Genomic DNA, 15,525 nt, shown 5'->3' on the forward strand with positions numbered 1-15,525 from the left:
AGGCGTCTGCGGTTACCATGAAAGGCGTCTGCGGTTACCATGAAAGGCGTCTGCGACTACCATGAAAAAGGAAGAAAGGTTGCCTGGTGATTCTCGATAGATGGCTAGATATATTAAGCCGTCATTAAGGTTTTATTCGTTATACTCGGTATACGGCAAGCAAAGGTGAGACAAGGATCGTGCATACGCAACCACAAGCCGAGCCGAACTCGACGATGGTGAAGTTCGGTGCTCCCGACAATATCGTGCATGACTATCGCCACTGGAGCGTGCTGTTTCGCGATGCCCAAGTGACCTTGGGTGCGCTGGTGATGATCGCCAGAGGGCCGGAAACCGCCTTTCCCGACCTGCCCCGCGAGGCATTTACCGAGTTGGCCGAGGTGACCGCCGACCTCGAAGCCGCTCTGGGCCAGGCTTTTGCCTACGACAAGATCAATTACCTGATGCTGATGATGGTTGATCCTCACGTCCATTTTCATGTCGTCCCGCGCTACGCGACGCCGCGAACGCTCGATGGTCATGAGTTCGCCGATGCCGGCTGGCCCGGCCCCCCCAGACTGGATGCCACCAATACCAGCGATGCTGCGCTCAATACGCGGATATGCTCAGCAATCATGCAGTATTGGGTATGACCATCGCATGACACGCCGCTACTTTCAGTGTCGACGCCGTCAGATGGCATGTCGGTGCGACACCACGCGCAGGGATAAAGATATATCGAGCCGGTCAGAGCCATCCGGGACGCTGCCATTGATTACGGCGCTTCAAACTGGCACGCATTGTCTTTATAACAACCCCCTCTGCTTCGATGATCGAGACTCTCCTCAATAATGACCGAACTCTATATCACCAAAACGTCAACACGGAACCCGCTTCCCCAGCGGCTGGCCGATTTCACCACTCTGGCCGAAGCGCTCGACTATGCCGCGCAGGGTGTGACGGGCTACAACTTCCACGATGGCCGCGGACGCCTCACCGCTCCCTTGCGCTACGCCGAGCTGCGTCAGCGCGCCCTGGCGGCGGCTTACCGTCTATGTCGCCTGGGGTTGAAACGGGGCGACAAGGTGGCCATTATCGCCGACACCAGCCCACTGTTCATGGAGATCTTCTACGGTTGCCAGTATGCGGGCTTCGTTCCCGTACCGCTGCCGATCAACATGAGCCTTGGCAACCATGCCAGTTATGTCGAACGCCTCGCGCGCCTGCTGCGCAGCTGCGAGGCTCGCGTTGCGGTTGCGCCCGCCGAGATGCAGTCTTTCCTGGCGGAGGCCGGCAGCGAACTCGATCTGCTGTTCAGCGGGGGCAACGAGGCATTTCTTAGGCTCGATGCCAATGTGCACGCTCTAGAGCCTTCGCGTCCGGATGAGCTGGCCTATTTGCAGTACACCTCGGGCAGTACCGGCTTTCCGCGCGGCGTGATGATCGACCAGGCCACCGTAATGGCCAACCTGCGCGGGATCGTCACCCACGGCCTGGGGGTGCGCCCGGGCGATCGTTGCGTCTCGTGGTTGCCGTTCTACCATGACATGGGGCTGGTCGGTTTCGTTCTCGGACCGATGGCATCACAGCTGTCGGTGGATTACCTCGGTGCCCGTGAATTCGCCATGCGACCGATGCAGTGGCTGACCCTGCTCAGCCGCAATCGCGGCACTATCGCCTTTGCGCCGCCTTTTGGTTACGACATCTGCGCTCGCCGCCTGCGCAGCGGCGATCTCGAACGCCTCGATCTGTCGAGCTGGCGTGTCGCCGGCATCGGCGCCGAGCCGGTACGTACCGATGTTCTAGAACGTTTCGCCGAATGCTTTGCGCCTGCCGGCTTCGATTCGCGGGCCTTTCTGCCCTGCTACGGTCTGGCGGAATGTTCCTTGGCAGTCAGCTTCGCGCCACTCAGGCAGGGCATCGCCATCGAGCGCATCGACCGTGCCCATCTCGAGCATCATGCTCACGCCCGCCTGGCATCGGCATGTGGGGATATGGCTGTCACTAGCTTCGTCAACTGCGGTCACGCGCTGCCTGGCCATGAAATCGTGATTCGTGATCAGCAAGGCAACCCCCTGCCCGAGCGTGCGGTGGGTCGCGTCACCGTGCGCGGCCCTAGCGTCATGTCGGGGTATTTCCAGAATCCCGAAAAGACTCACCGGGTGCTCCGTAACGGCTGGCTCGATACCGGCGATCTGGGCTACCTGACCCCGGATGGGCTGTTCATCACCGGGCGTCATCGCGACCTGATCTTCGTCAACGGCCGCAACATCTGGCCCGAGGATCTTGAGCATCTCGCCGGGCATTACCATGGCGTCCGGCACGGCGATGTCGTCGCATTCACGGCGGCAGCGGACGACGAGGAGGCGGTTGTGATGTTGGTCCAGTGCCGTCTCAGCGACGCGCAACGCCGACACGAACTGATCAATGAGCTGACCAGCCGGATACGCAGCGATTTTGGTGTCGCCTGCCGGGTCGTCCTGCTGCCCCCCCGCTCGCTGCCGCGCACGTCTTCCGGCAAGCTTTCGCGCAGCGAAGCGTCCAAACGTTACCTGCAGGGGGGCCGCGAGTCGCTGGGCCTGGCATCGCCAGCCGAGTCGCCGGTCGGGACCGGTGCTGCATCCTGATCCTATGGCCATGAGTGTCGCGCTTACCGGAGCCACCGGCTTCATCGGCCGCCGGCTGCTCGCCCGGTTGGTCAAGAATGGCGTGCAAGTGCGTGCCTTGACGCGGCGCGTGCCAGCCGAACCGGAAGGTCCGCATATCCGCTGGATCAGTGGGTCGCTCGATGACACGGCGGCACTCGAGCGGTTGGTCGAGGGGACGGACACGGTCATCCATTGCGCCGGCGCGGTGCGCGGTGCCAATCACGCCACGTTCCATCGCATCAATGTCGAGGGCAGCGGTCGGCTATTCGAGGTGGCGCAGCGTCAGCAATGCGCCCGCCTGCTATTGATGTCGTCGCTGGCCGCGCGCCATCCCGAACTCTCCTGGTATGCCGCCTCCAAACGCCAGGCCGAGCAACGAGTCGCGTCGTCAGCGCGGCCGGCAGTGACGGTATTTCGTCCGACGGCGGTCTATGGACCGGGGGATCGCGAGTTACACCCCCTGTTCGAGATGCTGATGCGCGGCTGGCTGCCGACGGCCGGCCCGCAAGAGGCGCGTCTGTCGTTTCTGCATGTCGACGACCTGGTAGCCGCAGTGATGGCCTGGCTGTGTCACACTCCGGCCGGCGCCCTCGTCGACAGCGGGCCCTTCGAGCTTCACGATGGCTACCCGGGCGGCTACACTTGGCCGCGCATCGCCGCGATCGGCGCTGCCGTGCGCGGTGGGCCGGTACGTCGCCTGCCAATTCCCGCCGGCGTATTGCACGGCATGGCGCTGGTCAACCTGATGCTGGCGCGCGGATTGCATCGTTCGCCGATGCTCACACCCGGAAAGTTCCGCGAGCTGAGACATCACGACTGGACATGCCATAATGATGCGTTTACCCGCGCGACCGGATGGGTACCGCAGATTACGCTGGAGCAGGCGCTTGGCGATCGCCGGCAGTGGGCGGCGGACTGACTTACTGCCTGCGGACATACTCTTTCATCACAATGATCTGGCGCACGTCGCCAGCAACGGGCATAGCACGCATGACCCAACACAAACAGATTCTCGAGCGGTTGATGGTACATCTCGAACGCCTGGCGCCGCCGGACAGCAATCTTCGTCCCGACATCGACCTGGTTAGCGAGTTGGGGCTCGACTCGGTCAAGGTAATGGACCTCATGCTGGATGCCGAAGACGAATTCAATATCTCCGTTCCCCTGAACGTCCTCGCCGATATCCGCACGCCCAACCAGTTGGCCCAGGCGATCAACAAACTGCTCGAGAGCCGATGATGTCTCTGTTCGATAAATTCCAGTCCCTCAGCGATGCGCGCCACGCCTTGATCCAGACGGAACCCAGCCCGATTGGCACACGCATCGACGAAATCCTGTCGTCCACCGAAGGGCGCGTAGATGGCAGGTCGGTAATCCTCGCCGGCACCAATAACTATCTGGGGCTGACTTTCGATCGTGACTGCATCGCGGCGGCACACGACGCTCTCGATCGCGAAGGCACCGGCACCACCGGGTCGCGCATGGCCAATGGTAGCTACGCCAGCCATACCCGCCTCGAGGAAGAACTGGCACATTTCTTCGCGCGCCCTTCCGCAGTCGTGTTCTCCACGGGTTACGTGGCCAATCTCGGCCTGATCGGCACCCTGGCCGGTACCGACGACGTCATCGTGCTCGATGCCGACTGCCACGCCAGCATCTACGATGCGTGTCGTCTCACCGGCGCCGACATCATTCGCTTTCGTCACAACGACGCCAGTGATCTCGAGAAACGCTTGCGCCGTCTAGGCGAGCGCACCACCAATGCCCTAATTGTGGTGGAAGGCATCTACAGCATGCTGGGGGACCAGGCACCGCTGCGCGAGATCGCTGCCGTCAAGCGTCGGCATGGGGGTTATCTGCTGGTCGACGAAGCCCATTCGCTGGGGGTGCTGGGCGCCCACGGCCGCGGCCTGGCCGAAGCCGAGGGCGTCGAGGCCGATGTCGACTTCGTGGTCGGCACTTTCAGCAAGAGTTTGGGCGCCATTGGTGGTTTCGCCACCAGTCATCACCCGCAGCTCGACATGATCCGCTACGCCAGCCGTCCCTATATCTTCACCGCCTCATCCTCCCCGGCGACGATCGCATCGGTACGCACCGCCCTGCAGATCGTCGATTCGCGAGGCGAACTCCGCCAGCGTCTGTGGGCCAATGCCGAGCGTCTGTATCATGGACTGTCACGGCTCGGTTTCGAGCTCGGGCCAGAGCCCGGGCCGGTCGTCGCCACCCTGCTGGGGTCGCCTCAGCAGGGTGTCGCCTTCTGGCACGGGCTGCTCGATCATGGCGTCTATGTCAATCTGGTCTTACCACCCGCCACGCCGGGCGGCCGGGCGCTGCTGCGCATCAGCGTCAGCGCAGCCCATGACACGACCCAGATCGATCAAATCATCGCCGCCTTCGCCGCCTTGAAACCCATGCTCGACCATCACGAGCAAGAGTGAGCACCGGCGGTCGTCGAGACCGCCCACGGATCGCACATGCGTCTGCTTTTTGCCTTCTTCCGTCTCTATCCCCAACGCACGATCATGATGTTGATCTGCCTGCTGTTTGCAGGCATTGCCGAGGGAATCGGCTTGACCACGGTGTTACCGCTGCTATCGGTGGCGCTGGGTCACAACGAGCACCCTAACGCCTTCTCGCAGAAGGTGCTTGCCATCATGGACGCGATCGGGTTACCAACCACTGTCGGCGTAATCCTGTCGATCATCGTCATCGGCATGACGGTCAAGAGCGCCCTGGTCCTGCTCGCCAACCGCCAGGTCGGCTATACCGTCGCTCGGGTCGCCACCGATCTGCGCCTGGAACTGATCCACTCGCTGCTGGCCAGCCGCTGGGAGCATTACCTGCGCCAGCCCGCCGGCGGCATGGCCAACTCGGTGGCCACCGAGGCCACCCGCGCCGCCACCGGCTACGAACACTGCGCCAACGTCATTTCACTGTTCATCCAGGTAGTCGTTTATGCCATCGTCGCACTGATGATCGGCTGGCAGGCAACGATGGTTTCGCTCGGACTTGGCGTACTGATGTCTGTCATGCTGTATCGGCTGGTCCGCGCCTCCAAGCGCGCTGGCAAGAAACAGACCCGGCTGATGCGCGAACTGCTGTCACGCCTGACCGATACGCTGGGCTCGGTCAAGCCGCTCAAGGCGATGGCACGCTACGATGTCGCCGACGCCCTGCTCAAACGCCAGACCCACAAGCTCAACCGCGCGATGGAGCGTCAGGTACTGGCTCGCGAGGGGATGAAGGCCATTCAAGAGCCGATCCTGACGCTGTTCATCGCAGTGGGTCTCTATCTGGCTCTCGTCGTGTGGGGACTTTCGCTGCCGTCGGTAATGGTGATGGTATTTCTGCTGGCGCGCGTGGTCATGCAGCTCAACCAACTGCAGCGGCGCTATCAGCAGATGCAGACTCAGGAGAGCGCCTACTGGGCGTTGAAGGACGCGGTCCAGGCAGCACGCGACAATGCCGAGCCGGTCAGCGGTGATCTGCGCCCGACCCTCGAGCGTGAGATTACCTTCGAGAAGGTCCGTTTCCACTACGGCGACCAGGCAATCCTGAACGTGACCGACCTGACCCTCCCGGCGCGCTCGTTCACTACCCTGATCGGCCCCTCCGGCGCTGGCAAGACCACCCTGCTCGATATCCTGTGCATGCTGCTCGAGCCCAGCGCCGGCCAGGTGCGGATCGACGGTGTACCGATCGACCGGCTCGACCGGCTCGCCTGGCGCCGCCTGATCGGCTATGTGCCGCAGGAGACGCTGCTGCTGCACGACAGCGTGCTCGCCAACGTGACGCTCGGCGATCCCACGCTGACCGAGGCGGACGCCGAACGCGCCCTGCGCCAGGCCGACGCCTGGGCATTCGTCAGCCAGATGCCCGAGGGGATTCATGCTTCGGTGGGCGAGCGCGGTTCACGACTGTCGGGCGGTCAGCGTCAGCGCATCGTCATTGCCCGCGCCCTGGCCCACCGTCCCAAACTGCTGATTCTCGATGAAGCGACCAGCGCGCTCGACATGGAAGCGGAGGCAGCGATCAGCAAGACCCTGCAAGGCCTGAAGAGCGAACTGACCATCGTCGCCGTGTCCCACCAGCCGGCGCTGATGCGCGCCGCCGACCGGGTCTATCGGCTCGAACGGGGGCAATTGGTGGCGGTCGAGAAAAGCGAACTGTCTCGCCTCCCTGCCTGACCGCCGTCGACAACAAGGTACCTCTTCATGCGCATACTGCTTTACAACGCTCTCGAGACGCACCGCATTGCCGGTTTCGACAAGGTCCGTCAGGCCCTCGAGCGCGACGACTTCACCCAGGCGGACGTGCGCAAGGTGGGTGATAACCTCTACCGCGCCCGGCTGAACAAGCGTGACCGGCTGCTGTTCAGTCTCTATCGCCATGGCGACGAGACCTGCTGCCTGATCCTCGAGCACATCGCCAACCATGCCTACGATCGCTCGCGCTTTCTGGCCGGCAACGCGTCGATCGACGAGGCCAGAATCCCGGCGCTCGAGACGCCGGCAGCCGGCGAGGTGCCGGAGGCGCCCTATCTGCACCCCGAGCGCGAGCGCTTTCATCTGCTCGACAAGATCCTCTCCTTCGACGACGACCAGCAGGCGATCTTCGAGCTACCGCCGCCGCTGGTCATCGTCGGCTCGGCGGGCAGCGGCAAGACCGCGCTGCTGCTCGAGAAGATGAAGGAGGCCATCGGCGACGTGCTCTATGTCAGCCTGTCGTCCTATCTGGTCCACAACGCCCGCGACCTCTACTACGCCCACGACTACGACAATCCCGATCAGGAAGCCACCTTCCTCTCCTTCCAGGAGCTGCTCGAGAGCATCCACGTGCCGGCGGGGCGCGAAGTGACGCTGCGCGACTTCCAGGGCTGGTTCGAGCGTCACCGCCGCGGCAGCCACCTGAGCGATGCCCACAAGCTCTTCGAGGAGTTCCGCGGCGTAATCACCGGCCCGCTCAGCGAGGGCGGCTGGCGCTCGCGTGAGGCCTATCTCGAACTCGGCGTCAAGCAGTCGATCTTCGCCGAGGAAGAGCGGCCCAGGGTCTACGACCTGTTCGAGAAGTACCTGGCCTTTCTCGACGAGGCCGGGCTCTACGACCCCAATATCGTTGCCCACCACCACCTCGCCCGGGTCGCGCCGCGCTACGATTTCGTGGTGGTCGACGAGGTCCAGGACATTACCACCGTACAGCTCTACCTGATCCTCAAGACGCTGCGCGAGCCCGGCGCCTTCCTGCTCAGCGGTGACTCCAACCAGATCGTCCACCCCAACTTCTTCTCCTGGGCCAGCGTCAAGTCGCTGTTCTTCCAGGAGCAGGCGTTGACCGGCCACGGCGAGATCGTGCGTGTGCTGCACACCAACTACCGCAACGCCGCGGTGGTGACCGAGGCCGCCAACCGCATCCTCAAGCTCAAGCAGGCGCGCTTCGGCTCGGTGGATCGCGAAAGCCACTACCTGGTGCATAGCGTCAGCCGCCAACCCGGCCAGTTGCAGCTGCTCGCCGCCAGCGACGCCGTCAAGCGCGATCTCGACGCACGTACCGCCCGCTCGACGCGATTCGCAGTGATCGTCATGCACCCGGAGCAAAAGGCCGAAGCCCGGCGCTGGTTCAGCACGCCGCTGGTGTTCGCGATCCAGGAGGCGAAAGGGCTCGAGTACGATAACGTCATTCTCTACGACGTCGTCGGCGGCGAGGCGAAGGCCTTCCGTGACATCGCCGCCGGCGTCGATCCCGCCGCGCTGGAGCGCGACAGCCTCGACTATGCGCGGCCGCGGGACAAGCGCGACAAGTCGCTCGAAGTTTACAAATTCTACATCAACGCCCTCTATGTGGCGCTGACCCGCGCGGTGCGCAACGTCTACCTGGTCGAATCCGACCCCGCGCACCCGCTGCTCGGACTGCTCAAGCTCGAACACCTCGACGACACGCTCAGCCTCGAACAGAGCGAGGAATCCTCGGTCGAGGAGTGGCAGCAGGAGGCGCGCCGGCTCGAGCTGCAGGGCAAGGCCGAGCAGGCGGAGGCGATCCGCAGCCAGGTACTCAAGCAGCAGCCGGTGCCCTGGCAGGTGCTCGACCGCGCCGCCTTCGCCGAACTGCGCACGGCGGCGCTGGCCGACGACGGTGGCAAGAAGGCGCGCCTGGAAGCGCTGGAATACGCCCTGATCCACCACCACCGGCCGACGCTCAACGCCCTCGAGGCGGCCGGCTTCAAACCGGCGCTGAGCAGCGAGGCGAAGGCCGTGAGCCAGCTCAACCGCAACCGCTTCATGGCCTACGCGTTCAGCCAGCCGCGCGCGGTGTTCAAGGAGATCGAGCGCTACGGCGTCGATCACCGCACGCGCTTCAACCTGACGCCGCTGATGATCGCCGCCCGGCTCGGCAACGCCGAACTGGTGGCGGCGCTGCTCGAGCGTGGCGCGGATCCGACGCTGCGCGCCAACAACGGCTTCACGGCACTCCACTTCGCCCTCGAACAGGCATTCATCGACGAAACCTTCGCCCGCCAGCGGCTGGCCTCGCTTTATCCGCTGCTGGCACCGGCAAGCGTCTCGCTGCAGGTCGATGAACGTCTGGTCAAGCTCGACCAGCGGCTGATGGAGACCTTCCTGTTGCACGTGATGACGGCCCTCTTCTACCGCTATCTCGGCCCGGCGCAAGCGAGGGGCAACGCCTACACCGCCAAGCAGCTCGCCGACTGGCTGGCCGGGCTGCCTGAGCGCGTGCTGCCGGCGCGGCGCAAGCAGCGCCCCTATATCAGCAGCATCCTGTCCAAGAACGAGGCCGATGGGCGCGATCCCTACAACCGCAAGCTGTTCGTGCGGCTGCAGCGCGGCCACTACATCCTCAACCCGCGCCTCAAGCTGCGCGACGGCGAGCAATGGCGGCCGCTTTACGCCTGCCTGCCACCTGAGGATCTGGGCATCGTGCGCACCGCGCAGGACATGTCGACCCTGGGACGCAGCGCTCCCGAACAGAAATCCCAATCCTTGGTGGACACTCTCGACGCCCACGGCGAGCGCCGGCTCGGTGATTTCCGGGCGACGCTCGCCAGGCTGGCGGAAGAAGGGTAGAGAACGGGACATGCTTGTTCCCGGACGGAAGATGATGCATTTCGGACGCACCTGGTGGGGCCAGCAGTGGCTGGCCGCTCTCGACGACATCGATTTCAGCAACCGCTTGCCTCGGGGCCGGCGCTACGCGGGCAATGGCTCGGTGCGTTCGATTGCGATCGACGATACGGCGGTCACCGCGCACGTAAAGGGTAGCCGGCCTTCGCCGTACCGGGTCGAGGTAGCGCTGACGTCATATTCCGAGTCACAGCGACAGTTCGTACTGGAGGTGGTGGAAAGCAGCCCGGTATTGCTTTCGCGCCTGCTCAATCGCCAGCTCCCCGCGCCGGTGCTGACGCTGCTCGAAGAGCGCGGGATACGGCTGTTTCCGGGCAGTTGGCAGGACATGACCGCGCGCTGCTCCTGTCCCGATGTCGCGCTGCCCTGCAAGCATATTGCGGCGGTGATCTATCTGATCGCCAACGAGATCGACAAGGACCCCTTCCTGGTGTTCGCGCTCCACGGCCTGGATCTGCCCAGGGCGCTGGCGGCGCGCGCTGGAGTCCGGCCGGCGGCGCTGGCGACCCTGCCGGCGGTTTCGGCGGGCTGGTCCGAGGCATCCACCATCGCCGGTTCCGAGCCACCGGACAGCGACGCCTTCACCGGCATCGACCTCTCCCGCGTGCCGGCACTCGAATCGCGTATCTTCACCATCCTGTCCGCCCAGCCACTGTTCCATGCCAAGGATTTCCGCGCGATTCTGGCGACCCAGTATCAGCGCGCGCGCCGCGCCGCCCGCGCCTTCGACAAAGGCGCCGATACGCCCTGGTTCGAGGCCGAGCAGATCGTGGACTTGACCGCGGTCATCGATGACAGCGGGACCCTCGTCGAACTGCGCGGCGATGGCAAGCGACTGTTCACGGCGGGCCACAAGCAAGATGACGCCGATCCGTTCGCGGCTTACCTGGCCGGCCTGCATGCGCTGCCCGCCGAACGCGAGCCGCGGCTGGCGCATAGCGTGCTGCTGTGGCGCGTGCTGCTGCGCTTCGCGCTCAAGCTCCTCGAGCAGGGTGCTTACGTGCCCTGGGCGGGCGAGAACAATGCTGGCGAGACGCTGATTCAGTGGCGCCCGGCGCGGCTGGACGCCAGCGTCGACGCCCTGTTCGCGCGGCTGTGTGAGCTATGTCCGTCGGATCTCGTGCAGCTTCGCATCACAAGCGGGCGGCGCGAGTATGCCCATGGCGACGCGCCGACGCAGCTCATGGCCGCGCTGCATCTGCTGCTGGGACTGTTCATGCGCAGGGGCTTCGAGAACACCGCAGAGGCGCACGGCGATGATGCCGTCAAGCGGCTGTTCTTCGCCGGCCGGCCGCTGCACTTCAAGCGCTTCGAAACACAGCAGACACCGCAGCTCATCGCCCATTGGCTGCGCCGGCTCACCCTCGGCGAGCGTGCGCACCGGCTGCATCTGATGGTCGGCGAGCGTGGCGGCGACGCCTTGAGTGTCGCGCTGAGCATCGAGTGCGACGACGGTTTCGAGCCCGTCGCCGACTGGCTCGTCCGGGCCGAGGGCGGCCAGGCCAAGGCGGCGGTGCTCGCCGATCTGGCGGTGCTCGCCGATTATTTTCCGGATGTAGAGCGCCTGTATGGCCACGCTGATGCGGGCAGGGCCAATCATGAGCTTGTCTACGCCCTGGATGCCTTCACCCCCATCCTGCGCGAGGTGTTGCCGGCGCTGCGCATGCTCGGCATCGGCGTGATCCTGCCCAAGGCGCTGCACAACCTGGCGCGGCCGCAGGCGAGCCTGTCGTTGTCGCGCTCGGGCGACGCGGCACCGGTGTCCTATCTCAATCTCGAGCGGCTGCTGGACTTCGATTGGCAGGTGGCGATCGGCGATCAGCGTATCCCGGTCGATGCGTTCCGGCGTCTGGTCGACAACGCCTCGGGGTTGGTGCGGGTGCTGGATCAGTACGTCCTGGTCGACGAACGCGAGGTACGCCAACTGCTCGACAAGCTGGCCACGCCGCCGGCCGAGCTCTCACGCGCCGAATTGCTGCAGGCGGGGCTGGCCGGCGAGCTCGACGGCGGCGAAGTGGCCCTGCGGGACGACGCACGGGCGCTGTTCGACCAGCTGATCCGGCCCGAGGCGCCGCCAGCGATACCGGAGACGCTCAAGGCCCAGCTGCGGCCGTACCAGCAGCGCGGCTTCGCCTGGCTGGCCGGCAACGCCCGGCTGGGGTTCGGTTCGCTGCTGGCCGACGACATGGGCCTGGGCAAGACGCTGCAGGTGATCACGCTGCTCGCCCATCTCAAGGCCCAGGGCCGGCTGAACGGATCCTGTGCACTGATCGTGGCGCCGACGACGCTGTTGACCAACTGGCGCCGCGAGATCGAGCGCTTCGCGCCGGCGCTGACGGTACAGGTGTTTCACGGAACGCAGCGCAAGCTCGATCCCGACGCCCACGACGTGGTACTGACCAGCTACGGCCTGGTGCGCAGCGACGCGAAAACCCTGACCAAGCCGCGCTGGGGCGCGCTGGTAATCGACGAGGCACAGGCCATCAAGAATCCCGCAGCCGCCCAGACCAAGACGGTCAAGCGCCTGAAAGCCGATATCAGGATCGCGCTGTCCGGCACGCCGGTGGAGAACCGGCTGCGCGAGTACTGGAGCGTGTTCGACTTCATCAATCCCGGCTATTTGCGCAGCCAGAAACGCTTCGCCGAGGCGCTCGCCACACCCATCGAGCGCGAGCGCGACCAGGCCGCGCTGAAAACATTCCGCGCCATCACCGCGCCGTTCATCCTGCGCCGTTTGAAAAGCGACAAGTCGATCATCGCCGACCTGCCCGATAAGATCGAGGCCAACCGTTACTGTGCGCTCACCGCCCGCCAGGCTGCGCTCTACCAGAACACCGTCGACACGATCATGGACGAGTTGGCCAACAGCGAGGAGAGCGTCGCGCGCCGCGGGCTTATCTTCAAGCTGCTCAATGCTCTCAAGCAGATCTGCAACAGCCCGGACCAGTACCTGGGCCGGAGGCAGGTCGACATCGAGGCCTCCGGCAAGCTGGCGGCGTTCGTCGACATCATGCGCGAGGTCGAGGCGGCGGACGAGAAGGCCCTGATCTTCACTCAATACACCGACATGGGCGAGCTGCTCGTCGCGGCACTGCGCAATGCCTTCGGTATCGAGGTGCCTTTTCTGCGCGGCGGGCGCACCCGCAAGCAGCGCGACGACATGGTCGCCGCCTTCCAGCACGGCCGCGGCCAGCGCGCCCTGGTGATCTCGCTCAAGGCCGGCGGCACCGGGCTCAACCTGACCGCCGCCAGCCAGGTCATTCACTACGATCTGTGGTGGAACCCGGCGGTAGAGCAGCAGGCCACCGACCGCGCCTACCGCATCGGCCAGCGCCGCAACGTCACGGTACACCGCCTGATCACCGAGAACACCTTCGAGGAACGCATCGACGCCATGATCCAGGCCAAGAAGGAACTCGCCGAGCTCACCGTGGCCGACGGCGAGCGGTGGATCACCGAGTTCTCCGACGCCGAGTTGCGCGAGCTGGTGAGCCTGTGAGGCGGGCGGAAACCGAGTCCGACAGAAAAAACATGACCGTTGGCAAGGCCATCGTCAGCTCTGATCTGCCCGTATTGTCTGGCCGAACTGGTGCTCTGGCGGGTATATTGAGAGCGGAGTCACTGATTCAGGCATGACAGAGCTGCTTGAAAACAGAAGTAGCCTTTTTGAAGGCACCGGAGAGAGGAGTCATTCATGAAGACGCGAAAGCTGGGATCTGAGGGGCTCGAAGTTTCCGCGCTGGGCCTGGGCTGCATGGGCATGTCCGAGTTCTACGGGCACAGGGATGAGGCCGAGTCGATCGCCACTATCCACCGCGCGCTCGACCTCGGCATCAGCCTGCTGGACACGGCCGACATGTACGGCCCGTTCACCAACGAGCAGTTGGTGGGCAGGGCGATACGGGATCGCCGCGATCAGGTCGTGCTGGCCACGAAGTTCGCCAACGTACGCGGCGAGAATGGCGAGTTTCTCGGTATCCGCGGTGATGCCGACTACGTGCGGCAGGCCTGCGATGCCTCGCTCAAGCGCTTGGGGGTGGATCATATCGATCTCTACTACCAGCACCGCGTGGATCCCAACGTGCCGATCGAGGAAACGATCGGTGCCATGGCCGAACTGGTCAAGGCCGGCAAGGTACGCTACCTGGGCATGTCGGAAGCGGCCCCGGAGACCCTGAGCCGTGCGCATGCCGTGCATCCGATCAGCGCGCTGCAGACCGAGTATTCGCTGTGGAGCCGCGACGTGGAGGACCGGGTCCTGCCGACGGTGCGCGAGCTGGGCATCGGCTATGTCGCCTACAGCCCGTTGGGACGGGGCTTTTTGACCGGGCAGATCAAGCGGTTCGAGGACCTGCCGGAGGATGACTTTCGCCGTCACTCGCCGCGCTTCCAGGGTGAGAACTTCCGGAAGAACCTGGACCTGGTTGCCGAGGTCGAGCGTATGGCGGCCGAGAAGGCTTGCAGCCCGGCGCAGCTGGCGCTGGCCTGGGTGCTGGCGCAGGGAGACGACATCGTGCCTATCCCCGGCACCAAGCGGCGCGAGCGCCTCGAGGAAAACATCAAGGCGCTGGACGTGCAGCTCAGCCCCGAGGATCTTGCACGCATCGACCGCATACTGCCGCCGGGTGCGGCTGCCGGCGAGCGCTACGATGCCTCTCAGATGCAGGCGTTGAACAAATGAGTGGCGTGACTGATGCTGCGCTCGATGGCCGCGTGGCAATCGTTACCGGCGGCGGACGCGGCCTGGGTCGGGCAATGACGCTCGGCCTAGCTCGAGCCGGGGTACGAGTGGTTGCCACTGCGGCACGTGAATCGGCGGAGATCGAGCAGGTGGCGGTCGAGGCATGCGCCGAATGCGGCGAGGAGCGCGTCCTGCCGCTGGTCGCAGATGTTACCCAAGAGGCCGATTGTGAGCGGGTGGTGGCCAGCGCGCTGGAGCGCTGGCAGAGGCTGGACATCCTGGTCAACAATGCCGGCCGCGGCATGAAGTACGTCAGCGAGCGTTTTCTCACCGAGCCCACTCACTTCTGGGAGGTGACTCCCGAGACTTGGCGCATGGTTATAGAGACCAACGTCAACGGGCCCTTCCTAATGGCGCGCGCAGCGGTACCGCATATGCGTGCCGCCGGTTGGGGCCGCATCGTCAATATGTCGATGAACCACGAAACCATGCGGCGACGGGGCTTTTCGCCGTATGGACCATCGAAGGCGGCGCTGGAATCGGAGACCGTGATCTGGGCACATGATCTCGAGGGCACCGGCGTCACCGTTAATGCGCTGCTGCCGGGCGGCGCGACGCTGACCGGCATGATTCCGCAGGACCTGGATGAACACTTCCGTGCACAGCTGCTCGACCCGCAAGTCGTGGTCGCGCCGCTGCTGTGGCTGGCTTCCCCGGCAGCCGACCATATCAACGGTCAGCGCTTACTGGCCAAGTGCTGGCGTGACGACGATCCGGCGGCGGCGTTCGGAGATGCCGGCTGGGGGCACACTGATCGTTAGGGGCTGTTGACGTTTCATGCACGGCCGCGCCGGAGCCAGTTTTTGTGCGGGGCAAGGCGTGAGGAGTGTGATTTGTTCAGTACATCCCTGTACTTCACCCCTTCGGGGCTGACGCGCAAAAACGCTCCAGGCGTTTTTGTGGTCATTCCAAATGAGCGACGAATAACGCAGCACTGTGCAAAAACTGGCCCGGCCCTTCGGGTTGCGCGGCAAATGGCGCCATGCGGCGTTGCGGGATTGGAAAAGGGAACCACCCTTTT

General features: G+C 64.5%; 10 protein-coding genes. All 10 read left to right on the forward strand.

Annotation, left to right across the window (positions count from 1 at the left end):
• The first annotated feature begins 179 nt into the window (after window positions 1-179).
• The 10 genes from R3F72_RS14595 to R3F72_RS14640 all read left to right on the forward strand — a co-directional run bounded on the left by R3F72_RS14595 (window position 180) and on the right by R3F72_RS14640 (window position 15,265).
• Complete coding sequence (locus tag R3F72_RS14595) at window positions 180-632, forward strand: HIT family protein (protein WP_332780014.1); 453 nt, start codon at window positions 180-182, stop codon at window positions 630-632.
• A gap of 198 nt (window positions 633-830) precedes the next feature.
• Complete coding sequence (locus R3F72_RS14600; RefSeq protein WP_332780015.1) at window positions 831-2,606, forward strand: fatty acyl-AMP ligase; 1,776 nt, start codon at window positions 831-833, stop codon at window positions 2,604-2,606.
• 10 nt (window positions 2,607-2,616) lie between these two features.
• Window positions 2,617-3,546: an NAD-dependent epimerase/dehydratase family protein gene (locus R3F72_RS14605; RefSeq protein WP_332780016.1), complete on the forward strand. Its 930-nt coding sequence runs from the start codon at window positions 2,617-2,619 to the stop codon at window positions 3,544-3,546.
• Window positions 3,547-3,617: 71 nt separating this feature from the next.
• Window positions 3,618-3,866: an acyl carrier protein gene (locus tag R3F72_RS14610; protein ID WP_087718489.1), complete on the forward strand. Its 249-nt coding sequence runs from the start codon at window positions 3,618-3,620 to the stop codon at window positions 3,864-3,866.
• On the forward strand, window positions 3,866-5,065 hold the full coding sequence (gene spt, locus R3F72_RS14615) for a serine palmitoyltransferase (RefSeq protein ID WP_087718488.1): 1,200 nt from the start codon (window positions 3,866-3,868) through the stop codon (window positions 5,063-5,065). The genes R3F72_RS14610 and spt overlap by 1 nt, the downstream gene beginning before the upstream one ends.
• 36 nt (window positions 5,066-5,101) lie before the next feature.
• A complete protein-coding gene (locus tag R3F72_RS14620; RefSeq protein WP_332780017.1) occupies window positions 5,102-6,814 on the forward strand; it encodes an ABC transporter ATP-binding protein in 1,713 nt (570 codons plus the stop codon).
• 27 nt (window positions 6,815-6,841) lie between these two features.
• Window positions 6,842-9,706, forward strand: a complete 2,865-nt coding sequence (locus R3F72_RS14625) for an ankyrin repeat domain-containing protein (protein WP_087718486.1) — start codon at window positions 6,842-6,844, stop codon at window positions 9,704-9,706.
• A gap of 31 nt (window positions 9,707-9,737) precedes the next feature.
• Entirely contained in the window at window positions 9,738-13,262 is a 3,525-nt protein-coding gene (locus tag R3F72_RS14630; RefSeq protein WP_179208853.1) for an SNF2-related protein, read from the forward strand.
• A gap of 195 nt (window positions 13,263-13,457) precedes the next feature.
• Entirely contained in the window at window positions 13,458-14,444 is a 987-nt protein-coding gene (locus R3F72_RS14635; protein WP_087718484.1) for an aldo/keto reductase, read from the forward strand.
• Entirely contained in the window at window positions 14,441-15,265 is an 825-nt protein-coding gene (locus tag R3F72_RS14640) for an SDR family NAD(P)-dependent oxidoreductase (RefSeq protein ID WP_087718483.1), read from the forward strand. Before R3F72_RS14635 ends, R3F72_RS14640 begins: the two co-directional genes overlap by 4 nt.
• The last annotated feature ends 260 nt before the right edge of the window (window positions 15,266-15,525 follow it).

This window comes from Salinicola sp. 4072 (assembly GCF_036663415.1).
Lineage (GTDB): Bacteria > Pseudomonadota > Gammaproteobacteria > Pseudomonadales > Halomonadaceae > Salinicola > Salinicola salarius_A.